The following is a 23,189-nucleotide window of genomic DNA, read 5'->3' as shown; positions in this document are numbered from 1 at the left end:
TTCTATTCCTCCTTATTATTTGGCAAGACATTTGTCACTTCGGCAATTACTTTCCCATCGTGGAAGGACAGTGTTAGTTGATCCTGCCGCTTTAAGTCAGTAGACGATTTCAACACTTTGTCATCTTTGTAGGCTACTGTAAATCCTCTAGTTAAAATAGCAAGTGGATTTAAAGCTTCAAGTGTTCGCACAGACGCCTCAAATTGTTGTTTTTGCTTGGTCACATACTGTGAAGCCGAACGTGTTAACTGCTGAACACGTTGTTCCAGCTCTCTTTGATGAAAAACAAGTGCTTTTTTCGGTGATTGCTGCTCCACAGCGCTATGCAATTTTTGAAGCTTAGCTTCTTTTTTCATTAGATCAACTTGCATTGCTTTTTGTAACGTCGTCTCAAGCTGTGCTAATCGTTCTGTAAATGGACGATACAATCTATCTGGCATCGATAAAGGGTAAGACTGCTGTAGCTTATTTAGACGTTGTCGTTCTGATATTAGTTGCGCCCTCACAATTTGGTGAAGCTGTGATTTTTGCGTCAGTACGCGTTGATATAACTCCTGTTGATCAGGAACAGCCATTTCTGCTGCTGCAGTAGGAGTTGGAGCACGCAAATCTGCCACAAAATCTGCAATCGTTGTATCCGTTTCATGCCCCACTGCGCTAATAATTGGAATCCGACTTTCAAATATGGCACGTGCAACAACTTCTTCATTAAACGCCCATAAATCTTCAATTGATCCTCCACCCCGTCCAACTAACAATACATCACAAAAAGCATCTTGATTAGCACGTTCAATATTTTGTACTATGCTCGGTGCAGCTTGTGCTCCTTGTACAAGGGTTGGATAAATAATGATTTCCGCTAGTGGATAACGGCGTTTTAATGTTGTACAAATATCACGAATGGCAGCGCCAGTAGTGGATGTTAAGACACCTATTTTTTCAGGAAACTTTGGAATTGGTTGCTTCCATTCAGGTTTAAAAAGCCCTTCTTTTTGAAGCTGTTCTTTCAGCTGGTTAAAGGCAACAAACAAGCTACCGATACCATCCGGCTGCATTTCCTGCACATATAATTGATATGTACCATAGCCTTCGTAAACGTTTACATCCCCTCGGATAAATACCTGCATGCCATCTTTTGGCTCGAACGCTAATTTTGTTGCTGCGGTTTTAAACATCGTTGCAGCAATACGTGCCCCATCATCTTTTAAAGTAAAGTAAATATGCCCAGATTGGTGGATTTTAACATTTGATAATTCACCTTTGACATAAACTTCACGTAGATGTGGATCTGCATCAAATTTTCGTTTAATATATTTCGTTAACGCTTTTACAGTTAAATAAGAAGCTGATGACATAATTTTCGGCTCCTTTACTAAAATCAAGTTTTTCACAAAACTACACTTATCATAACATTTTTTATTGCGCATGACGTGAGAAAATACAGTTTCACTAGAAAAAACGACTATCTTTCAGACTACTTGAAAACTATACTGTAACATATTTATTCCCATCTTGGCGCGTATTAAAGTCGCTACTATGTGTCTGTTTTTCAGCAATTGACTTTGGTTAATCAGCGGTTTGAATCGTTCTATCGGCGATTAGCTTTATTTTACCGACGATTCAATTTGCTCTGTCGAAATTTCTCTTATTGAAACACGCCAACTATGTACTTTGCAAAAAGAGAGCCACCTCAAAAGTACTGAGATGGCTCTCTAAGCAAACGAAAGATTCTATTCAATTTATTACTTCATTTTATTTGCAAGTTTTATTTCTGCCGCTTGCACTGTGTTGAAGAGTAACATTGTGATTGTCATCGGTCCTACACCGCCTGGAACCGGTGTAATGTGAGATGCAATACCATCAACCTCTGTAAAGTTTACATCTCCGCATAGTTTGTTGTTTTCATCACGGTTAATACCGACATCAATAACAACAGCCCCTTCTTTAACATGCTCTTTTGTAATAAAATTAGCACGACCAACCGCTGCAATTAAAATATCCGCTTGTTTTGTGAATGAAGGTAAATCCGGTGTTTTTGAATGTGTATATGTCACTGTTGCATCTTTTTGTAATAATAGTTGGCCCATTGGTTTGCCAACGATATGACTTCTACCAACAATTACTGCATGCTTACCTGCGATTTCAATTCCTGAATATTCAAGAAGCTTCATCACGCCAAATGGTGTACATGGTAAAAATGTTTCCTGGCCAAGCATCATCTTCCCAACGCTTACAGGCGAGAAGCCATCAACGTCTTTTTCAACAGCGATTGTAGCTATAACAATATTCTCATCAATATGTTTTGGCAGTGGTAATTGTACTAAAATCCCATGAATATCTTCACGATTATTTAATAATTCAATTTGCACTAAAAGCTCTTCTTGTGTAGTTTCCTCAGGTAGCTTAATTAGCTCTGAAAACATCCCGATTGCTTCACAAGATTTTTGCTTATTTCTCACATATGTAGCCGAAGCTTGGTTGTCCCCAACTAGAACAACTGCTAAGCCTGGTGTTAATCCTTGCTCTTTTAATCGAGCAACGCGCTCTGCTACTGAATTACGAATTTCTTGACCAATCTCTTTACCATTAATAATTGCACTTGACATAAACCTTAGTTACTCCTTCCAATTCAACACGTTTTTATTGTTCTGTAAATTTAGAAAGTACGCCATTGACAAATTTTGACGATCCATCGTCTCCAAATGTTTTGCATAACTCGATTGCTTCATTAAGTACTACTCTTTTTGGTGTTTCTTGCATGTATAAAAGTTCGTATACAGCTAGTCTTAAAACTGTTCTCTCAATTTTTGGTAGACGGGCAAGTGACCACTTTTCTAGATGCTGCGATAATACCGCATCAATTTCCTCTAAATGTTCAGCTGTTCCATTTACAATCTTTTCGTAGAAAGCATTTGTTGGTTGACCTTTAATATGTTCTTTTGCTTCTTCGACTGTAAGATCAGTATTGTCTAGCTGAAACAAAACTTGCAACGCTTTTTCACGTGCTTCATGTCGTTTCATGTAAAGCTCTCCTTCTTAAGTGGCATTAAGGTTTATAATAGCATAAATTCATACGAGAAACACGAATTCAAGCAAGTTTTCAATAATCTGAAACCTTTTTCAAGCAACTTTCTACTTATTTTTACTTTCAACTTTCTTGATATTTTAAAAAAGAAATGCTACCTTTATTTTTCCTTTGATAAATCTATCAATTAGTTATACGGAAAAACACCTTTTAAAGTTCCCCAAAATCGTAGTCAATCTTAGATTTCCCGAAATTTCTTTTACACGGTGAAAGCAATCGTTGAAACTTTGAAACATTGTACCACGTGACTAAACCATTTTAATTTTCAGCCGAAAATACTTAAAACTGTGTCTACATTATCCATCATAATTATTGACTTCCTTCTTATTAGATCCTACATAAAATTATATAATTGATACAGGTCAAAAAGATCTATAATATATCCAACATAACTTTTGTCATCTTCGTAAATCAATAAACTAAAGCAAATGCAACATTATTCTCTAGTGGAGGCTAACTATGAAAGAACATTATTATACTATTGGTGAGGTCGCAAAATTAGCAAATCACTCTGTGCAGACACTCCGATATTATGACCAAATAGATTTGTTTAAACCTGCTTATACGGATTCCGCTAGCAATTACCGCTACTATAAAGATAGTCAGATTTTTTATTTGGATATAATTAAATCGCTAAAATATATCGGCACTTCGCTTGAAGACATTAAAAAGGCACTTATGCTGACATCTGAAGAGCTACTTGCCTTTTTAGAACAACAAGAACAACGTTTAGAAGAAAAAATTTCACGACTCAACGAAGTGAAATATACCCTTTTGAAAACGAAAAAACAGATGCAAGAGCAAATTGAAATTCCTATCTTCGGAGAGGTATATACGCGATTTGAGGAAGAAATGCCAATTTTACAGGTCACTACGACTGAACTTACACCAACATCTAGCACCAATACGTACTATGGAACATTAACAAAAATTATTGAAAATGAAGGAAGTGTTTTAAACAGTCGTTATGGATGTATCTATCCGCTCGCTCAGTACACAGATGTAAACGATATTATTTATGATGCAATATTTACACCACTATTAACTGAACGAACTTTTTCTAAACTTTCTTCTAATGTCAAACAAACGATTGTACAGGAAGGCAAATATGCTTGCATCGCTTTTATTTATCACCCTGATACGTATTTCTCTTTTTATGAAAAGCTTAAAAAATATGTAGATTCACAACAAGCATCATTTGAATCAACTGTTTATGAATTATATATGCCTGCAACAATCTCTTCTGAGCGTGAAAAGAAATTTATTGTCGAATTAAAAATTAGACAAAATGCTTTAGAATAGTTTTTTATTTAGCAATCTTTCTAGCGCTCAAACCCCTCTTTTAACAGGAATTTAATTGATGTACGCGGTATAACTATTTCGTTTTACTTCCACACTAATAGCGCATTGAATATAAATACAAAAATAAAAACAAATCTTTTGACCCTATAGTTACTATAGGGTTTATTGTATTAGATGGAAATCATCTAGTAGATTATCAATCTCATGTATTGTGAACTGTTGAAGGAGAGAAAAATGAACAAGAAACAAGCTTTAACCTTAACTATTTTGTTATCCAATTTATTCATTGCCTTTTTAGGGATAGGATTGGTTATTCCCGTATTGCCAACTATCATGAATGAACTGAATATAACAGGCTCTGTCGTTGGCTATATGGTTGCAGCATTTGCCATTACCCAACTTATTGTATCGCCTATCGCCGGTAGACTAGTCGATCGAGTTGGTCGAAAAATTATGATTGTTGTAGGTCTAATTATTTTTGGTCTTTCAGAACTATTATTCGGTATGGGTCGTTCAATTGAAATTTTATTTATATCACGCATGCTTGGTGGTGTTAGTGCTGCTTTTATCATGCCTGCAGTAACTGCTTTTATCGCTGATATCACCACAATGGCACAGCGTCCAAAGGCACTTGGCTATATGAGTGCAGCCATTAGCACTGGCTTTATTATCGGTCCAGGTCTCGGTGGATTTTTAGCGGAATACGGCACACGTGTACCCTTTTACGCAGCAGGTGTACTCGGTTTTATAGCAGCACTATTGTCGTTTACACTATTAAAAGAACCCACGCGTGCAATGGATGATACAGAAGCTGCACCTTCTATTTTAAGCAGTGCTAAGCGTATTTTTAGCCCTTTGTATTTCATTGCATTTGTGCTTATATTTGTCCTTTCATTTGGTCTCGCAGCATTCGAATCACTATTTAGTTTATTCGTCGATCATAAATTTGCATTTACCCCATCAGATATTGCCATAATCATTACCGGAAGTGGTATTATTGGCGCGCTTGCTCAGTTATTATTATTTGATTGGCTTACTAAGAAAATGGGTGAAATCAACGTTATCCGATACTCACTCATTCTTTCTGCCGCTTTGACCTTTGCGATGACAATGGTTAATCATTATTTCGCTATATTGTTTGTTACATTCTTTATTTTTGTCGGCTTCGATTTAATCCGACCTGCTGTTACCTCCTATTTATCAAAAATTGCAGGGAATGAGCAGGGCTTTGTTGGAGGCATGAACTCAATGTTCACAAGTCTCGGAAATATATTTGGACCAATCATTGGCGGCATGTTATTCGACATTGATTTAAACTATCCATATTATTTTGCTACGATCGTCTTAGTTTTCGGTATTATCCTCGCATTTTTCTGGAAGAAACCAAAAGATATCGCTTTTTAAACTGTTTGCGTGGTTATACAAAATAAAAAAGGAGTTGCCCGCTATGGTGAAATGTTCACCACGCTGGCAACTCCTCTTTTTTATTAATGTATTACGACTTCCTCTTTTTCGAAGTGAATACCTGTAATATGTACATTCACCTCTGCTGTTTCAAGTGCAGTCATATTTAAAATCGCTTGGCGAATTTGCGTTTGTACATCCTTTGCCACTTTCGGAATGGAAAAGCCATATTTTACAGAACAAAATACATCAATAGCGATTTCACCATGTTCTGTGACACCTGATTTAATGCCTTTATTGTGTACTTTTTTGCCGAAGCGTTCAACGACACCTGTTGCAATATTGCCACGAGTTGCTGCGATACCCTCTACCTCGTTAACCGCGATTCCAGCTACAATTTCGATTACTTCTGCAGCTACTTCAATTTTCCCAAGCTCTTCTTTACCAGAAGGTGTTGGTTGTACGAAAGATTGTCCTACTTTCTCTGCCATACAATATCATCCTTTCCACTACGCATCGCAAGCAAATGCTGTTGTTACGCTTATTATACTATAAAAAGGAAGGTTTGGCTTAGGAAAGACGCTTTTCATTTTTTGTGTACAACTGGACCATTGCTTCTTTTCCTCTTTTAAAAATGAACAAGTAAATTGATACCATTACTATTTCTGTGTAGAAATACTGTTTTCCATTCTAATTAACAAAGGTTTTTTCTTCAATTGGTTTTTTCGACAATCCAACGATGGTTGCTGTTACCACTGCGCCAACTACTAACGACACTAAGTACATAAGTGGGTTATGCACGGCCCAAATGACAAAGATGCCACCATGTGGAGCTTGTAACATACAGCCGAAATACAAAGCTAATCCACCAGCAATTGCTGCACCAATAACAGAACTTACAATTACACGTATCGGATCTGCTGCTGCAAATGGAATGGCTCCTTCTGTTATGAAGGAAAGCCCCATTACATAGTTTGTTTTCCCTGCATCACGTTGGGCTAACGTAAATTTATTTTTAAAGAATGTTGTAGCAAGAGCTAATCCAAGAGGCGGAATCATACCACCAATCATGACCGCTGCTTGAGGTGCATAATGACCGGCATCAATCATTGCAATTCCGAATGTGAAGGCCGCTTTATTAATAGGGCCACCCATATCAACTGCCATCATCCCCGCAAGGAGGATACCTAAAAATATGGTATTTGTGCCACTTAAACTATTTAACCAGACAGTTAATCCATTCATAAATAATTTTACTGGTGTATTGATAACAAAAATCATCATTAGGCCAACAATCAGCATACTGAAAAATGGATATAACAATACGGGCTTGATCCCCTCAAATGACTGAGGTAAACGAGAGAATAGCTTTTTTAAACCGATTACAACATAACCTGCCATAAACCCTGCGACTAATCCCCCTAAAAATCCTGCACCACCTGAAGCTGCCAAGAAACCACCAACCATTCCTGGTGCTAAACCGGGACGGTCTGCAATCCCTTTCGCAATAAATCCAGCTAATACAGGTATTAGTAATGCAAAGGCATTTTCACCACCTATCGTATTTAGGGCTTCAGCAAAAGGACCTTCTGCATTAATACCACCGATTAAGAAAGATAAGGCAATTAATAAACCGCCACCAACAACAAACGGTAACATATTAGAAACACCATTCATCAGTGGTTTATAAAAGTATTCCTTAAACCTACCTTCAACGATGGCTTCTTTACTATTGCCACCAGATTCACCTGTGACATTAAAAATTGGTGCATCTTGATTTAAAGCACGGTCAAGCAACTCATCTGGTTTGCGTATACCCGCTGCAACAGGCACTTTAATGATATGCTTACCAGCAAAACGGTTCATTTCAACTTGCTTATCCGCCGCAATGATAATCGCTGTGGCTTTGTCAATTTCTTCTGCTGTTAAAGTGTCTTTAACACCTGTAGAACCATTTGTTTCCACCTTTATTGTTATTCCTCTTTCTTTTGCTTTTGCCTTCAATGCATCAGCTGCCATATATGTATGGGCAATACCTGTAGGACATGCAGTCACAGCTAGTATGAGGGAATCGCTGTCTTTTTTCTTTGCATTTACCTCTTCATTGCCATCATCGTCTTGTTCTTTCGCTTCAATAATTCGAATCACATCTTCTGGAGATTGAGCTGCGAGTAAATTCTCGCGCAACGTTGCATCCATCAATAAGGAAGAAAGACGAGATAATGTTTCAAGGTGTTCATTATTAGCACTAGCACTTGCCGCAATCATGAAAAAAAGATGTGCTGGTTGTCCATCTAATGCCTCATAATCTACACCTTCCTCAGATTTTGCAAATAAAATAGATGGTGTTTTTACTGCCTCTGTTTTCGCGTGGGGAATCGCAATCCCTTCTCCAATACCTGTAGTACTCTGAGATTCTCTCTTTATAATTGCTTCTTTAAATCCATCAAAATTGTTTAAACGACCAGCTATATCTAACTTTTTAGCCATTTCCTCTATAGCTGTATCTTTGCTAGTAGCAGCCAAATCGATAATAACGGTATCTTTTTTTAATAAATCCGTAATTTTCACAGTCGACTACACCACCTATATTAAATTTTTTTGATTATGATTTGATTTAATAAAAAATCAATTTTTTCTTTTGAAGCTAAGTCTTCACTAAAAGCAGTAGCACTTCCTGTTGCAACTGCAACTTGGAACGCTTTACTATAGTTTTGTTCTTTCGCATAAGTCCCAATAAAGCCTGCTACTAGCGAGTCTCCAGCTCCTACAGAATTCACCACTTCTCCTTTCGGAACAGAAGCCTTGTAAACTTCACCATTAGTAAAAAGCAGTGCACCATCACCAGCCATTGACACAATCACATTTTCCGCTCCCATTTCTACAACCTTTTTGCCGTATGATATGATTTCATCCATCGTTTTAATCGGTACCCCAAATAAATCGCTTAACTCATAATGATTTGGTTTTACTAAAAAGGGCTTATTTTGTAATACTTCAGCAAGCACCTTACCACCCGCATCCACTACTACTTTCACGCCACGTATACGATATTTTTCCGTTAAATCGCAATAAAAGGTTGTAGGTAGTGAAGGAGGAATGCTGCCTGCCAATATTAAAAAATCGCCTGATTGTAAGCGCTCTAACTTTTTATATAAATCCTGCAAATTTTGCTCAGTTAAAGCAGGACCTTGACCGTTAATTTCAGTCTCGTCTCCTGTTTTCAGCTTTATATTGATTCGGGTATCTTCCTGTACTTTTACAAAATCTGTTTGAATTCCTTCACTTTCCAAAGTGTTTTGAATGAATATTCCTGTAAAACCCCCAATAAAACCTAATGCAACAGATGGGACCCCAATCGTATTTAAAACACGAGATACATTAATTCCTTTTCCTCCTGGAAATTTGCTCTCACGCTCTATACGATTTAAATGATTAATTTGAAAATCCGCAACCTCAACAATCAAGTCAATCGAAGGATTCAACGTTACTGTATAAATCATGGTGTCACAACCTTCAAGTTTGTTTTTTCTAAATATTTTTTTACAGTTTCATTATTCATATTCGTCGTTATAATACTTGCCTTTTCTATCTCTGCAACTTTTGCGAAGTAAATTTCAGAAATCTTACTCTTATCTGCCAAAACAATCGTTTCTACAGCTAATTCCATGGCAGTTTTCTTGAGTGCAGCTTCTTCCGGATCAGGTGTTGTAAATCCATACTTTACATCTACACCGTTCATACCTAAAAAACATTTATCAAATCGATACTGTTTTAAATTTTCTTGCGCAACAGAGCCCACTACTGCTTTCGTATTCATTTTTATTCTACCACCTAAGAAGTAAGTCGGAATATCGGCTGACGTTAATGCATCAACATGCATCAATCCATTTGTAACCACGACAATTTTTTTATTGACGACAAACGGAATCATCTCAGAAACAGTCGATCCCGCATCAAAATAAACACAATCTCCCTCACGAATCATGCTCGCTGCAGCTTTCGCAATAATTTGCTTATCATGAAGATTGATGGATGATTTATCTTGCATTGTTGGCTCTTCAATTTTTGAATATGGATGAGTTGCACCTCCATGAATTCGCTTCAAAAGTCCGCGCTCTTCTAAAAGTGCTAAATCTCTCCTAATTGTTGACTCAGATGACTTCGTTCTTTGCACTAAATTCTGCAACTCAACTACACCTTTAAGAGTTAATAAATCTAAAATCATATGATGTCGTTCCGCTGTAATAATAATCCTACACCCTCTTATTCATTCATTTTCTTATTTGCTTTTTTATACAAAATCAATATTTTAATATATTATAAAAACTGCAGATAAATTCAAAAAGCTTTGATTTTAACTACAGCCTAATTTATCGTTCTATTATGTTGCTATGATTTTAACAAATACTTTTTAACGTAAGCTTCTACTTCAATAGCTGTTGAAAGTGTAAATAATTGTTCAAGATGTTCTGCTAGTTCCTTTTTAGAAAGTTTAGCAATTTGGGCACGTGTATTTAAAATAGATGGGGCACTCATTGAAAATTCATCTAATCCAAGTGCCAACAAAATTGGAATGGCTATACTATCGCCAGCCATTTCACCACACATCCCTACCCATTTACCGTTTTTATGTGCAGCCTCAATGACTGTTTTTACAAGTCTTAAAATGGCTGGATGATATGGCTGATATAAATATGAAACCTTTTCATTCATACGGTCTGCTGCTAATGTATATTGTATTAAATCATTCGTTCCAATCGATAGAAAGTCCGCCTCTTGCGCGAATACATCCGCAATAACAGCTGCAGATGGGATTTCAACCATCATCCCTACTTCAATCGTTTTAGATACAGCAATGTCTTTATCTAATAGTTTTTGTTTTTCCTCTAACAAAATAGCTTTTGCCTCTCTAAACTCGTCTAGTGTGGCAATCATCGGGAACATAACTTTCAAATTGCCGTAAATACTTGCTCTTAAAAGGGCACGTAATTGTGTACGGAAAATGTCCTGCTTCGCTAAGCAAAGGCGCAAAGCACGAAAACCTAAAAAAGGATTCATCTCATGTTGTAGTTTTAAATAAGAAAGGTTTTTATCGCCACCAATATCTAGAGTGCGAACAACGGTTGGTTTGCCTTGCATTTTTTCAAGAACCGTTTTATATGCTATAAACTGCTCTTCTTCATTCGGCAATTCATGGCGATCCATATATAAAAACTCTGTACGAAATAGTCCGATTCCATCCCCACCATTTTCAAGTACTACATCTACATCCTCTGGCTTCCCGATGTTCCCTGCGATCTCCACATGATAACCATCAGCACTCACACTATCAACAAAACGGTACTGCTTCAGTAATTGTCTCTCCTCATAGAAAGCTTTCTGTCTCTCTAAGTATTCATCGAGTACGTCTTTCGTCGCATTCACAATAACTTTACCACACGTACTATCAATTATAACTGGAGCCCCTTGTACGATATCTTGGGTAGCAGTTTTAGTCCCTACGACTGCAGGAATTTCCATCATTCTCGCTAAAATAGCTGAATGTGAAGTTTTACCTCCTATATCAGTAATAAAGCCCTTTACATAGGATGTATCAAATTGAGCCGTTATAGATGGGGTTAAATCTTCTGCAACAATAATGACATCAGAAGTTATATGGCTATAATCCGGTATTTCTACCCCTAGCAAATGAGCGAGTAAGCGCGCTGAAACATCGCGAATATCTGCTGCTCGTTCTTGCATGTATTCATTATCCATTGATTCAAACAGTTCAATATATGTATTGGCGGTTTCTTGGACAGCAAATTCTGCATTCCAACCATCACTAATTTTTGTTTCAATTGTTGCATTGATTTCCGGATCAGCTAACAGCAGTAAATGCGCTGAAAAAATAGCAGCCTTTTCTGCGCCAAATTTTTTATCGGCCATAGTGCGAATGTCTTCTAATTCTAATTTAGCTTTTAATAATGCCCTTTTTAGTCTAGCCTTTTCTGCATCAATATCCGTAATCTTTTCTTTTTCAAACGACAAATCTGGCTCTACTAAACAATAAGCATTTGCTACGACGATACCATCAGAAACAGCAATTCCGTTTATTTCTAGCATTCTTCACCAATCCCTTGAGAGATGATTACTTTGGTTACTTTATCCATTAATTGTTGTGCGTCTGAACCTTCAGCTGCAATTTCTATAACGGCACCTGACGAAATCGCCAGTGACATAACACCCATAATTGATTTTAAATTTGCAGATTTTTCTTTATATGTAATGGTTATTTCAGATTCAAACGATGACACAGCTGCTACTAATAATGTTGTTGGCCTTGCATGTAAACCTTCTAGCACTGTAATTTTGAATGTTTTTTTCATTTTGATATCCCCCTAGCATTAATTTCTATGATTTATCATGAGTTTATGTGCAATTTCGTAAATGCTTTTAAATGAATACTGTTGCATATTTCGTTATTGCTACGAATAATCCACCTACTTTAATTGCACTCATTTTTACGATTTTAGTATAGTACATCAAAAAGTCACATTCAATCATTTCCATCCAAAAACGTCCAAATCTAAAATTTATTTCTTCAACTATTACCCTACTGCAAATAACTTCTTGCGAGGTATTGCATCATGCACAGCCCTTAACGGCTGTTGTGACAATCCATGTCATTGTTTGCACAATCAACATCTTATTTAGCTCCTTGCTATGTTAAAAATTATATATAAAGAAGCTTCAATATTGAGATAACAGCTACAGAAAGGATGGAATGGATGACAAAATTTATTGATGACTTTTCAGCAAAGGACCTGGATGTTTTTAAATTAATACTATATTTCATTACAGGTGACGTTTTAGTCGGTAGCCCTTTGTATGTAATTGCGAAGGTTTTTGAATGGTTGTTTTAATTGTAGAAAAGATTGTTTCATGTTAACGATGCCATTTAAACTATTCTATTTTTTCTACTAATTACTCCCCCTACATGCTACAATTGATTTAATAGTAATATATTCCAGACAGCTAAAAACGGGGGATTGAAGATGGATAGTAAAACTATTGAAAATGAAAAAAACGAACTTTACGGTTATAAAACCTACAATATTTTTGCCTATATTATCGGTTTATTATTATCTCCGTTATTAGGGGCCATTATGGGCATCGTTGGCGTCAGACAACGTAAGAAATATGCGTGGAGTATTATTATCGTTTCAGTAATTAGTTGGATACTAAATGCTTTCGTCTTTAAAAATTTCCTATAATTAAACGATGAGGTACTTGCGAAGATGGATTCATTCATATACGTAAGTCCTTTATCAGCTCCTTTTATAGCACCTTTAACTTCTACTTATGTAAATAATCCCTTGAAATAAAAAACCTTCTAACCGGAAAAAATCAGAAGGTTAAATCGTAAGTATACAAATATATCGTAATTAAATTTTAGATTGTAAATCACTTTTTAATTCAACAAAAAATCCAGATAAATAATCTAACCGCTAGTTCATTTTATGACAAAAAAACTCCTGACTATTTAAAGTCAGAAGGGAGAAAAAAACAATTATTTATTTGTTCCTAATAAGTCGTTTTTTTCCAAGAATTTCGTGTTAAATTGCGCGGATTTGTTTTCAAAACAAACTAGACTTGACTTAGCTTAAACTAAAAACCAAATATTATAGTCCCTTTTTGTCCCCTGTTTTTTAGGGGACATTTTCGTTTTGAAAACAAATTTAATTCGTGTACTTGTAATAAGTAGGATTACTAACTTAAAATAATATTGTTAAATCGTTTAATTTTATATTTGTTATCGTTGTATTCTTCTATATTTGATAAATTGAATACTGGTATTCAAACAAATTGAAACAAAGGCAATGCAGAAGAATAATCTACAGCTATTTGCGTTCTTGCACTAGCTACTGTATATTTTTCTACAAATTTATTTTTATTTTGATGAGCTGGTAATCTTTCTAATACATACTCAAATAATTTTAAAAAATCTGCATCTAAACCATGATTCGTTGATTTAAAAATCTCGCCATCGACCTTGTTTGCGTCAATTAATTCAAATTGGGTAAACTTTAATCTTGAAATAGACATTTTTTTATCTTGAACATCTACCAAATTATCGGTAGTACCTAATAAAGAATATATATAGGCTCCATTTTTAAATGTTGCATAGTGTTTGTGTAAAGAAAGCGCTTTTTTATCTTTTAAATAAGATTTAGCCATATAATCAAATTCAATTGACAATACAGCATTTCCAACACCTTTAAATAAATATCTATTACTGTATAAGTATGCTGGGTCTACCCAAGATGAGTTATCAATAATATACGTAAACAAATGAGGTGCTAGTTTATTTGCCAGATGCAAAATATATGCACCTTGAGAATGACCATATCCAATAATCTTATTTTCATTAAATTGCAAATTGTTTTCCTTTAAAATTAGTTTTATCGCTTCAAGAGCTGTAATATTATCAATTGCTTGCATATAACTCATATCTACAAATTCATTTTTCGTTTCATTAATGGTTGCAACACAATCAATTTGAGTTGAATAAGCTCTGACAATCTCAAATAATTTACTTTGGTCGTCTTTTAATAGTTCAAAATCTTCTTTTGAAAGTATCTTCTCTAAAGTACTCAGTGAATAGGAAAAACTATCACTGCCTTGCATAAATTTACTACCAAAATAATCACATTGAACTGTAACTAAATTATATGTATCTGCGAACACTTCTCGCATTTTTTTATACACTTTAGAATCAATGTTACCTCCAAAACCTGAAACGAATATTACTATGCCAGTATCTTCATTTGTTCCGTTTTGTGGAATTGAATATTCAATTCTATATGTTCTTTCATTATTACCATTGTAAATAGTTGGATGTGCTGGAATTGATAATTCTTGGTTGTATGCCACTGGTATTACCTCCTAAATATTCTTATATTACAATTATACACAATACTTACGCTATAAAAAATAGTGAGAATAAAAACACTCAAAAGTCGTTAAAAAGTTTGTGCAACTTTTCATTTCTTTGCTTCACGTTTGAGTGTACTCATGCTAATACTTGTTATGTCTTCAACCTGAGAAAATGAATATGTTTCTTTCTACTTCATTGCATGATCTAGCTGTGCTTTAGTGTATGTAGGTTTACGATTTTCTCTATAGCTTGGATTTTGTTTTGCAATTGCCTTACCTTTCAGTGTACGCTTAATAATCCAATTACACTCCATTTCAGTAACAGCGAGTAAAGTTATTAAGAAGAACCGCCCCATACTCGTATTTTCTAGTAAACCTACATTCAATCCATGACCTTTTCTAGCCAAGAAAAAATCCCTCTAACAATTATTCGTTAGAGGGTAAAACATATAGGATATTCCGTTTTGTTTTATATTTTATTCTACAATCAAATACATATCGGTAAGTGAATTGTACATACTTCACCGCTTAAAGAACAGTTAGAATTGCTCTTATCAAGCTACAATTATTTGTTTGTCCCTAATACATCGTTCTCTTCCAAGAATTTCGTGTTGAATTGCGCAGATTTGAATACGTCGTTGTTCATTAATGCTTGGTGGAATGGAATTGTTGTATTGATACCAGGACCAGCAACTTCAAATTCACTAAGCGCACGATTCATTTTTGCAATTGCTTCTTCACGAGTATCTGCATGAACGATAAGTTTTGCTACCATTGAATCGTAGTATGGAGGAATTGTATAACCTGCATAAACAGCAGAATCGATACGTACACCATAGCCACCTGGTGTAATATAAGTGTCTACAGTACCAGCTGATGGCATGAAGTTTTTGTATGCATTTTCTGCGTTAATACGGCATTCAATTGCCCAACCATTTATTTTAATGTCATCTTGTGTGAATGGAAGTTTCTCACCTGATGCAATTTTTAATTGTTGTTGAACAAGATCGACACCAGAAATCATTTCTGTTACTGGGTGTTCTACTTGAATACGAGTATTCATTTCCATGAAGTAGAACTTGTCCTCTTGATAGTCGTAGATGAACTCGATTGTACCAGCGCCTTCATAGTTACATGCTTCTGCTGCTTTCACCGCTGCTGCACCCATTTCTGCACGACGTTCAGATGATAGTGCAGGAGATGGAGCTTCCTCTACTAACTTCTGCATACGACGTTGAACTGTACAGTCACGCTCGCCTAAATGTACGACATTACCTAAACTATCAGCTAACACTTGAATTTCACAGTGACGGAAGTATTCGATGAATTTTTCTAAATATACGCCAGGGTTACCGAACGCTGCAGCAGCCTCTTTTTGCGTAATATCAATCCCTTTTACAAGATCTTCTTCTGTACGAGCTACACGGATACCTTTACCGCCACCCCCAGCAGTTGCTTTAATGATAACAGGGTAACCGATTTTCGCAGCCCACTCTTTACCTGTTTCGATATCTGGTACAATACCAGTACCTGGAACAAGTGGAACACCTGCTGCTTCCATTGTTGTACGAGCAACGTCTTTAATCCCCATGATTTTAATTGAATCAGATGAAGGACCAATAAATTTAATACCCGCATTTTCACATGCTTCAGCAAAATCAGCATTTTCAGAAACGAAACCGTAACCTGGGTGGATACCGTCTGCTCCTGTTTTTTCTGCTACGCTTAATAATGCAGGGAAGCTTAAATAAGAATCTTTTGATAGCTTCGGACCGATACAATAAGCTTCGTCTGCTAACTTCACATGTAATGCATCTGCATCTGCTTCAGAAAATACGGCAACTGATTTGATGCCTAACTCTTTACAGGCACGAATAATACGAACAGCGATTTCGCCGCGGTTTGCAATTAAAACTTTTTTCATGGTTAGCACTCCTTACTCAGCTTTTACAAGGAATAATGGTTGACCGTATTCTACTAAATCGCCATCTTTAGCAAGTACTTCAACGATTTCGCCTTTAACTTCTGCTTCGATTTCGTTGAATAACTTCATTGCTTCTACGATACAAACGATTGTTTCGTCGCCTACTTTGTCGCCCACTTTTACGTATGCTGGTGAATCTGGGTTTGGAGCTGCATAGAAAGTACCTACCATTGGTGATACAATTTTATGTAACGATGGATCGTTACTTGCAGGTGTTGCGGGTGCTGGTGCTTCTTCAACTTTGGCTGGAGCTGCTACAGGTGCTGCTGGTGCAGATTGTTGTACAACAGGGGCAGTTTCTTCTTTTTTAGGTGCCACAGTTTCAGTAACAACAACACCATTCTTTTTTAATTTAACTTTTGCGCCATCTACTTCATAAACGAACTCGTCGATTGAAGAAGAATCTACTAATTTGATAATTTCACGAATTTCTTGAATTTTGAACATTTCTAACTCTCCTTATGAAATAAAATCTACTACAATCACTATTCTATATTTTTTTGACACAATTTGAAACACTTAAATGAAAATTAAGTAAATATAAACATAATAAAAGGCTTTCTTTTACTAAACGAAAGCCTTTTCATTATGCTGATATATAACAACTACAAGTTAATAAACGGAATATTCCTTTTTTTCTTTAAATTTTTTAATAGTTGTTTGCGCTGAATTTAACTTGGACGTCATTTGCGCCTTCCCACTCTGTTTTCACTAAATAAATAATCTCATTGGCTTGTGATTTTGATAACTCTTCTGCCATAACTGTAACAGAAACTTTCTCACCTTCCGCTCTAACAAAAGCATCGGAATAGCCTAAAGATTTAATGAGCATTTCAAGCATTGCCTCTGCCGATTCCTGTTTAATCAAACCATCTATTTCATTATATGCCTCATTTTTTTCTTCAGCAGTATATTCTTCTGAACCAATTTTTTGTGTTAGTTGTTGACGTAATTGACTTCTTTCATCACTAACTTGCATACGCATTTCTTCAAATAAGTGACTTGGAGACAATACTTCTTGTGTTACATCTTTATTAGTTGCCTCCTGATCTGTAACACCCGTAATTGCTGTTTGCTGTAATGTATCATCTGTAAAAATCGTTAAGCCATTAAATTGTTTTGCAGGATCAACCAAATAATAAACTGAAATTACTGCTACAAGACTTAATAATGTCATAAACCAAACTGTTCTTCTACGTACGCGCATTTACTTTTCCTCCTTATTTTCCATTGGAACGATAATAATTCGATGAATAGGTAATTGCATCACTTGACTGACGACAGCACGTATTTCATTTTTGACAAAAATATCTGATGCACCTTCTGAAACAATTAGCATTCCTGTTACATCTTTCGTACTTTCGTCAGTCCCTCGAAAATACTGGCTAAATAGTTTATTTTCATCCTTCGCCTCTGTCATCTCTCCGTAATAAAAATATACTTTTACCTCCCCAACGCCTTGCATGGCCTTAAGCGTTTGCTCAAGTTTTTCTTCATTCGTATTCGGTGTTACTCGTTCAGTTGTTGAATTCGTTTGATACATTGGAAACACGATGAAAATTCCTACGGAGGCAGCAATAAGCATTAAGACGATAAATGACGTTGTTTTTTTTCGTACCTTTTCCACATCACTTCTACATTGCCTCCTTTCATCTTCTCTTTTTCAAGTGTATGTACGCTTGTTTCCTCCTATGAATTGATAAATGGAATCTTTAATAGCATTTGCAAAAATACTAACGTAATGACGAGTTTTGTTAGTGAAATTATTTGTTGGTCATCAGTTAGAAATACGAATAATTGACAAATAAAGAGCAACGCCAATAAAAGAATCAATCTATCTCCCCCCAACCATCACTTGCACGAAAACGATAAGGAAAAAACAAGAAAACATAAATGAAAAAGCAATTAGAAATGATACTGCACATAAAGTGAATAGAGATTTACTAACATGATCGAGTAATTTACAAATATCATCAAAAGCAATCGGTTCTAAAATAGCTGCTAATAGTTTCAACGAATACGCACTAACTACTAGCTGGACAGTTGGTATAAACGATACCGTGATAACCGCGATAAAGGCACTAATACTACTAATCGAAGTAGAAAATTGTGTCATATGCTGAAACATCGAAAAACTATCAACGATAAAGGAACCGACTACTGGAATATTTTCTTCTATTAATTTTTTTACTGGCTCTGCAACAGCCTTATTTACACTAAATGCAGCCACTCCACTTGCCGACATTAAAATGATATAGCAAATGACGGACGCTGAAACAATACTCATAATGGTAAAACGAATCAACTCTGCAATTCTTGTAAAAGATATTTCTTTGACAATGACACTACATACATCGAATACAATGGCAAAAAGCACACCTGGGATAAGCCATTTACTACTAATAATCGTTAGGACTTGTACAAAAAAAAGTAAAAAAGGCTGCCAAGAAGCAATGGCTGTTATGCTACTAGATAACAAAAAACTAGAAGTAAGAATTGGGTAAAATGCCGTGAATATATGTGAAAGTCCTTTTGCAATCTCATCAATTAGTTGAAATGAATTGACGACTACTGGCCCAATAGTTGCTAATACAATGAGAAAAAAAAGTATTCTTGTCCCTTTTTCAAATTCTGGTAATATCATGTTGACAATCAAAAAAATGATGACGTAGCCGCACAATTTAAGTGTCATTTTGAGCAATAGGAAAAATGGATCGATGAAAAACGAAATGAGTTGCTCCTGCACCGGCCTCGCCCCTTAGTTTAACCTTTGTAAAATAGCTGACACCCCCTGTAAAACATCCAAAAATTCTTTAAACCAATACAACAAAATAACAAGTTTTACAGCATCGAAAACAACGCTGCCGAGAACTTTATAGCTATTCTCCACTAGTAACATAGACACCCATTGCCCTACATAAAAAAGGCTCGCACTTATTACAATGGCTTTTGCATAAGGCAAAAATGTAAGCATTCCGAGTAATTGTTTGACGAATGGCAACAGGAGTGTCGTAAACAAAAGACTGAACAGCAAAAACGAGAACATAACACTAATTAGCGCGTGGAGTGGCTGTATGACTTCTTTTATAAGCAACAATAAAAGCAGCATGACAACAGCAACAATGACAATTTCCATTTACTTACCCAGATGAGGTCAACCACTGAAAGAATGTTAATATTTCAGTGAAAAACAGACGCAAAAATCGGAGTAATTCTGCTGTCATATATAAGTAGGCAATGAAAAATAAGAAAAATGAAAATTCTTTCTTCCCTGTTTGATCAAAAAAAACATGAAGAAGCGCTACTACTAGTCCCACTCCAGCGACTCTTAATACGTCTTGTAATTCCATTCATACGCCCCCTCGTGTACAGCAATATATGTTGCTCCCCAATAAAAAAGACCTCTATACAATATGTATAGAGATCTCTTCTTCTCGACAAAAGTTGGTAATTGTCAATATAGCAAGATTGTTTGCGTGCCAGGCACCTTGTATATGACACTTAGCAAAAATTCCTAACAGATTATTAGGCTTCTAAAACGCAAAAATCCACTTCGCTTTCCGAGGAACAATTCAGAATTGTTTGAGTGCCTGACACCTAGACTGCACTTAGACTAATTTTTCAATGATGCTTTTTACAGTGCCTGGTTGCACTAGATGACTATTTTCACCCATCCACATCGATAAATATTGTGCATTTCCTTGCAATGTACTTTCTTTACGAATAGTAGACGTTAAATAATGTTGTAATGGATAAGGTGCTACGACAGCATCCTTCATATGTTCTGTAAAATGATTAGCTAAGCCACGTGCCGCTTTGCCAGTAAAAGCATACGTAATTGTCGTCTGTTGTGCCTTCGACTGTAATATAGCATTTTTGTATAGCGATGATATTTCACACTCATCTGCTACTAACAAAGCTGTACCAATTTGTACCGCCTGTGCACCACCAGAAAGAGCATGCTTCACATCCTCTTTTGAGACAATTCCACCAGCTGCAATGATAGGAATTGAAATTTTGCCCGCTACTTGCTGTAATAAATCTTCTCGAGCAATTAATTGCAGTGGTTCAATAAAAGAACCGCGATGACCACCAGCCTCGCCACCTTGTAATACAACTGCATCCATACCTGATTGTTCAACATGAATAGCTTCTTCTAACGTAGTAGCTGTGCCAATGACATAAACATCGTTGTCCTTTAAACGTTGAATAACCTGTGAAGAAGGTATGCCAAATGTGAACGAGCAAACGGCTACCTGCTCTTCAAGTACTGCCTGTAATTGCCCTTCAAACACTTCATTAGACGTCACACTTTGTACAGGCGATAATCCTAACTCATCATAGTAAGGCTGCAACGCCATACGCGCTTGTTGGAGGACATCTATATCAATACGCGGCTCTTCCTGCACAAATAAATTGACCGCAAATGGTTTGTCAGTAAGCTTTTTCACTTCTTTTATAAAGCTTCTAGTTTGCTCTCCATCTAAATAGCCCGCTCCTATTGATCCTAGAATACCTACCTCCGCGCAGGCTGCAACAAATTTTGGTGTAGTAACTCCAGCCATCGGTGCTTGAATTATTGGATATTGCATCTCTAATTTTTGTAACATTGCATTCACCCCTTACTTGTATTGTAAACGTTATTGCGCCATTCTACCTGCAAAATTTTTACATATTTTTGTACTTTGCGATATATGTATGAAAAAAGAGAAAAAGTGTTAGATTGACTGCAATCAATCTAACACTTTTTCTGTTATGCAGTTGATTCACGCAGGAGTCCGCCTCCGCTACCATCAACTAGTACTATCTGCTATATTTTTATTCCCAAAGAGTCGCAGCCTCTTTTCGTCATTGCTTATGCGCGTGATACGTATGAAGCTTCTGAAGTGTTGATAATTAACACATCACCTTGGTTAACGAAGAATGGAACTTGAACGATAAGACCAGTTTGAAGTGTTGCAGGTTTTGTACCACCTGAAGCTGTATCACCTTTAATACCTGGTTCTGTTTCTGTTACTTCTAATTCAACAGTGTTTGGTAATTCTACACCTAGCATTTCGCCTTGGTAAGATTGGATGTGTACTTCCATGTTTTCTTTTAGGAATTTTAATTCATATTCAATAGCTGCTGAAGCTAGTTCAGTTTGCTCATAAGATTCTAAATCCATAAATACATGCTCATCACCTTGAGCATATAAATATTGCATTTTACGATTATCAATTTGTGCTTTTTCTACTTTTTCACCAGCACGGAATGTTTTTTCATTCACAGAACCGTTACGTAGGTTACGTAATTTAGAACGTACGAATGCAGCACCTTTACCTGGTTTAACGTGTTGGAAATCTAACACGCGATATAATTGGCCATCAACAATAATTGTTAGACCTGTACGGAAATCGTTTACTGAAATCATTTGTGTTCCTCCATTGTTTATAAGATGATGAGTTCTTTAGTCGAATGTGTTAGCAGTTCATTACCTGACTCAGTGATTAAAATATCGTCTTCGATACGCACACCACCGACTCCTGGCACATAAACACCTGGTTCAATCGTAACGGCCATACCCGGTTCTAATACCGTTTCAGATCGCTTCGATAAACCAGGGCCTTCATGTACTTCAAGACCAATACCATGTCCTAAAGAATGCCCAAATGCCTCACCATAGCCTTTTTCTGTTAAATAGTCACGTGCAATTGCATCGGCCTGAATACCCGTTAAACCAGGACCAACTTTTTCAAGTGATAAAAGTTGTGATGCAAGTACTGTATTATACATTTCTACTAATTTTTCAGATGGCTCACCCACTGCCACTGTACGTGTTATATCCGAAATGTAGCCATTGTATAGTGCTCCAAAATCTAGTGTGACAAAGTCGCCTTTTTCAATAACCTTATTCGTAGCAACACCATGTGGTAGTGCTGAGCGAAGACCAGACGCGACAATCGTATCAAATGAGGACTGTGTTGCCCCTTGTTGTCGCATGAAAAACTCTAATTCATTCGAAACTTCAAGCTCTGTTTTACCTGGCTTGATGAAGTCTAAAATATGTGTAAATGCGTGATCGGCAATTTCACACGCAACCTTAATAATATTAATCTCTTGTTCAGTCTTAATCAAGCGAATTTTTTCAATTAATCCAGAAACGGGCATTAAATCAGCTTGAATCACACTTTTATATAACTCATATGTGCCAAAGCTTACAGTATCTTTCTCAAATCCCAATGATTTAATACCCATCGCTTTGACTTGTGTCGCAATTTCTTCTAGGAGCGTTACTTCGTGCTGTACAATTCGGAAATCCTTAATTTGCGCAGCTGCTTGCTCTGTATATCGGAAGTCAGTAATGAATACAGCATCATTTTGTGACACGATTGCCACACCCGCTGTACCTGTAAACCCTGTCATATATCGACGGTTGTACCCATTTGTAATTAAAATGCCATCGATGTTTTGTTCTTGAAATGTTTTACGAAGCTTTTGTAATTTCAACAT

Annotated in this window: 26 protein-coding genes; 4 read left to right on the top strand and 22 right to left on the bottom strand. The window is 36.3% G+C overall.

Annotation, left to right across the window (positions count from 1 at the left end; genetic code table 11):
* Nucleotides 1-2: 2 nt before the first annotated feature.
* From xseA to nusB, 3 genes are all read right to left on the bottom strand, one after another.
* Entirely contained in the window at nucleotides 3-1,355 is a 1,353-nt protein-coding gene (gene xseA / locus ACIQXJ_RS04840) for an exodeoxyribonuclease VII large subunit (protein WP_403050283.1), read from the bottom strand.
* A gap of 387 nt (nucleotides 1,356-1,742) precedes the next feature.
* On the bottom strand, nucleotides 1,743-2,606 hold the full coding sequence (gene folD / locus ACIQXJ_RS04835) for a bifunctional methylenetetrahydrofolate dehydrogenase/methenyltetrahydrofolate cyclohydrolase FolD (RefSeq protein WP_340823865.1): 864 nt from the start codon (nucleotides 2,604-2,606) through the stop codon (nucleotides 1,743-1,745).
* Between the two features lie 34 nt (nucleotides 2,607-2,640).
* Nucleotides 2,641-3,021 carry a transcription antitermination factor NusB gene (nusB, locus tag ACIQXJ_RS04830; RefSeq protein ID WP_401010280.1) on the bottom strand — a complete coding sequence of 127 codons (381 nt, stop codon included), beginning with the start codon at nucleotides 3,019-3,021 and terminating at the stop codon, nucleotides 2,641-2,643.
* Nucleotides 3,022-3,544: 523 nt separating this feature from the next.
* Here nusB and ACIQXJ_RS04825 point away from each other — a divergent pair.
* The gene (locus ACIQXJ_RS04825) at nucleotides 3,545-4,387 is read left to right on the top strand and encodes a MerR family transcriptional regulator (protein ID WP_403050280.1); all 843 of its coding nucleotides are present in this window, start codon (nucleotides 3,545-3,547) and stop codon (nucleotides 4,385-4,387) included.
* A 234-nt stretch (nucleotides 4,388-4,621) separates the two neighbouring features.
* The gene (locus tag ACIQXJ_RS04820) at nucleotides 4,622-5,791 is read left to right on the top strand and encodes an MFS transporter (RefSeq protein WP_403050277.1); all 1,170 of its coding nucleotides are present in this window, start codon (nucleotides 4,622-4,624) and stop codon (nucleotides 5,789-5,791) included.
* Between the two features lie 83 nt (nucleotides 5,792-5,874).
* On the opposite strand, the gene ACIQXJ_RS04815 is transcribed toward ACIQXJ_RS04820, so the two are convergent.
* The 6 genes from ACIQXJ_RS04815 to ACIQXJ_RS04790 all read right to left on the bottom strand — a co-directional run bounded on the left by ACIQXJ_RS04815 (nucleotide 5,875) and on the right by ACIQXJ_RS04790 (nucleotide 12,162).
* On the bottom strand, nucleotides 5,875-6,282 hold the full coding sequence (locus ACIQXJ_RS04815) for an Asp23/Gls24 family envelope stress response protein (RefSeq protein ID WP_401010286.1): 408 nt from the start codon (nucleotides 6,280-6,282) through the stop codon (nucleotides 5,875-5,877).
* A gap of 199 nt (nucleotides 6,283-6,481) precedes the next feature.
* Nucleotides 6,482-8,362 carry a PTS fructose transporter subunit IIABC gene (locus ACIQXJ_RS04810; RefSeq protein WP_403050274.1) on the bottom strand — a complete coding sequence of 627 codons (1,881 nt, stop codon included), beginning with the start codon at nucleotides 8,360-8,362 and terminating at the stop codon, nucleotides 6,482-6,484.
* 20 nt (nucleotides 8,363-8,382) lie between these two features.
* Nucleotides 8,383-9,294 carry a 1-phosphofructokinase gene (gene pfkB, locus ACIQXJ_RS04805; protein ID WP_403050271.1) on the bottom strand — a complete coding sequence of 304 codons (912 nt, stop codon included), beginning with the start codon at nucleotides 9,292-9,294 and terminating at the stop codon, nucleotides 8,383-8,385.
* The gene (locus ACIQXJ_RS04800; protein ID WP_403054833.1) at nucleotides 9,291-10,043 is read right to left on the bottom strand and encodes a DeoR/GlpR family DNA-binding transcription regulator; all 753 of its coding nucleotides are present in this window, start codon (nucleotides 10,041-10,043) and stop codon (nucleotides 9,291-9,293) included. Before ACIQXJ_RS04800 ends, pfkB begins: the two co-directional genes overlap by 4 nt.
* A gap of 140 nt (nucleotides 10,044-10,183) precedes the next feature.
* Nucleotides 10,184-11,899 (bottom strand): phosphoenolpyruvate--protein phosphotransferase, encoded by a 1,716-nt coding sequence (gene ptsP / locus ACIQXJ_RS04795; protein ID WP_403050268.1) that lies wholly within the window; start codon nucleotides 11,897-11,899, stop codon nucleotides 10,184-10,186.
* A complete protein-coding gene (locus ACIQXJ_RS04790; RefSeq protein WP_403050265.1) occupies nucleotides 11,893-12,162 on the bottom strand; it encodes an HPr family phosphocarrier protein in 270 nt (89 codons plus the stop codon). The genes ptsP and ACIQXJ_RS04790 overlap by 7 nt, the downstream gene beginning before the upstream one ends.
* Before the next feature lie 402 nt (nucleotides 12,163-12,564).
* Here ACIQXJ_RS04790 and ACIQXJ_RS04785 point away from each other — a divergent pair, with 402 nt between their 5' ends.
* Both ACIQXJ_RS04785 and ACIQXJ_RS04780 read left to right on the top strand, forming a co-directional pair.
* Nucleotides 12,565-12,699 (top strand): hypothetical protein, encoded by a 135-nt coding sequence (locus ACIQXJ_RS04785; RefSeq protein WP_403050262.1) that lies wholly within the window; start codon nucleotides 12,565-12,567, stop codon nucleotides 12,697-12,699.
* A 132-nt stretch (nucleotides 12,700-12,831) separates the two neighbouring features.
* Nucleotides 12,832-13,050: a hypothetical protein gene (locus ACIQXJ_RS04780; RefSeq protein WP_403050259.1), complete on the top strand. Its 219-nt coding sequence runs from the start codon at nucleotides 12,832-12,834 to the stop codon at nucleotides 13,048-13,050.
* Nucleotides 13,051-13,633: 583 nt separating this feature from the next.
* On the opposite strand, the gene ACIQXJ_RS04775 is transcribed toward ACIQXJ_RS04780, so the two are convergent.
* The 13 genes from ACIQXJ_RS04775 to ACIQXJ_RS04715 form a co-directional block, all read right to left on the bottom strand.
* Entirely contained in the window at nucleotides 13,634-14,710 is a 1,077-nt protein-coding gene (locus ACIQXJ_RS04775) for a DUF2920 family protein (RefSeq protein WP_403050256.1), read from the bottom strand.
* A gap of 191 nt (nucleotides 14,711-14,901) precedes the next feature.
* Nucleotides 14,902-15,120: a hypothetical protein gene (locus tag ACIQXJ_RS04770; protein ID WP_403050254.1), complete on the bottom strand. Its 219-nt coding sequence runs from the start codon at nucleotides 15,118-15,120 to the stop codon at nucleotides 14,902-14,904.
* A gap of 158 nt (nucleotides 15,121-15,278) precedes the next feature.
* The gene (gene accC, locus ACIQXJ_RS04765) at nucleotides 15,279-16,637 is read right to left on the bottom strand and encodes an acetyl-CoA carboxylase biotin carboxylase subunit (RefSeq protein ID WP_403050251.1); all 1,359 of its coding nucleotides are present in this window, start codon (nucleotides 16,635-16,637) and stop codon (nucleotides 15,279-15,281) included.
* Nucleotides 16,638-16,649: 12 nt separating this feature from the next.
* Nucleotides 16,650-17,144, bottom strand: coding sequence for an acetyl-CoA carboxylase biotin carboxyl carrier protein (gene accB / locus ACIQXJ_RS04760; protein ID WP_340823855.1), 495 nt, complete (start codon nucleotides 17,142-17,144; stop codon nucleotides 16,650-16,652).
* 202 nt (nucleotides 17,145-17,346) lie between these two features.
* Nucleotides 17,347-17,904, bottom strand: coding sequence for a SpoIIIAH-like family protein (locus ACIQXJ_RS04755; protein WP_401010301.1), 558 nt, complete (start codon nucleotides 17,902-17,904; stop codon nucleotides 17,347-17,349).
* Nucleotides 17,905-18,324 carry a hypothetical protein gene (locus tag ACIQXJ_RS04750; protein ID WP_403050247.1) on the bottom strand — a complete coding sequence of 140 codons (420 nt, stop codon included), beginning with the start codon at nucleotides 18,322-18,324 and terminating at the stop codon, nucleotides 17,905-17,907.
* A 62-nt stretch (nucleotides 18,325-18,386) separates the two neighbouring features.
* A complete protein-coding gene (locus tag ACIQXJ_RS04745; protein ID WP_173479065.1) occupies nucleotides 18,387-18,530 on the bottom strand; it encodes a hypothetical protein in 144 nt (47 codons plus the stop codon).
* Between the two features lies 1 nt (nucleotide 18,531).
* Complete coding sequence (locus tag ACIQXJ_RS04740; protein ID WP_403050244.1) at nucleotides 18,532-19,443, bottom strand: stage III sporulation protein AE; 912 nt, start codon at nucleotides 19,441-19,443, stop codon at nucleotides 18,532-18,534.
* 12 nt (nucleotides 19,444-19,455) lie between these two features.
* Nucleotides 19,456-19,833 carry a hypothetical protein gene (locus ACIQXJ_RS04735; RefSeq protein WP_403050241.1) on the bottom strand — a complete coding sequence of 126 codons (378 nt, stop codon included), beginning with the start codon at nucleotides 19,831-19,833 and terminating at the stop codon, nucleotides 19,456-19,458.
* A 4-nt stretch (nucleotides 19,834-19,837) separates the two neighbouring features.
* Complete coding sequence (locus ACIQXJ_RS04730; RefSeq protein WP_008179863.1) at nucleotides 19,838-20,047, bottom strand: hypothetical protein; 210 nt, start codon at nucleotides 20,045-20,047, stop codon at nucleotides 19,838-19,840.
* Nucleotides 20,048-20,305: 258 nt separating this feature from the next.
* Nucleotides 20,306-21,307 (bottom strand): NAD(P)H-dependent flavin oxidoreductase, encoded by a 1,002-nt coding sequence (locus tag ACIQXJ_RS04725; protein ID WP_403050238.1) that lies wholly within the window; start codon nucleotides 21,305-21,307, stop codon nucleotides 20,306-20,308.
* A 245-nt stretch (nucleotides 21,308-21,552) separates the two neighbouring features.
* Nucleotides 21,553-22,110 (bottom strand): elongation factor P, encoded by a 558-nt coding sequence (gene efp / locus ACIQXJ_RS04720; RefSeq protein ID WP_401010310.1) that lies wholly within the window; start codon nucleotides 22,108-22,110, stop codon nucleotides 21,553-21,555.
* A 17-nt stretch (nucleotides 22,111-22,127) separates the two neighbouring features.
* Nucleotides 22,128-23,189 carry a M24 family metallopeptidase gene (locus tag ACIQXJ_RS04715; protein ID WP_403050235.1) on the bottom strand — a complete coding sequence of 354 codons (1,062 nt, stop codon included), beginning with the start codon at nucleotides 23,187-23,189 and terminating at the stop codon, nucleotides 22,128-22,130.

This window comes from Lysinibacillus sp. NPDC097868 (assembly GCF_044761135.1).
GTDB lineage: Bacteria > Bacillota > Bacilli > Bacillales_A > Planococcaceae > Lysinibacillus.
Note: the sequence above shows the minus strand (reverse complement) of the source record. Positions and strands in the feature narration are given on the sequence as shown.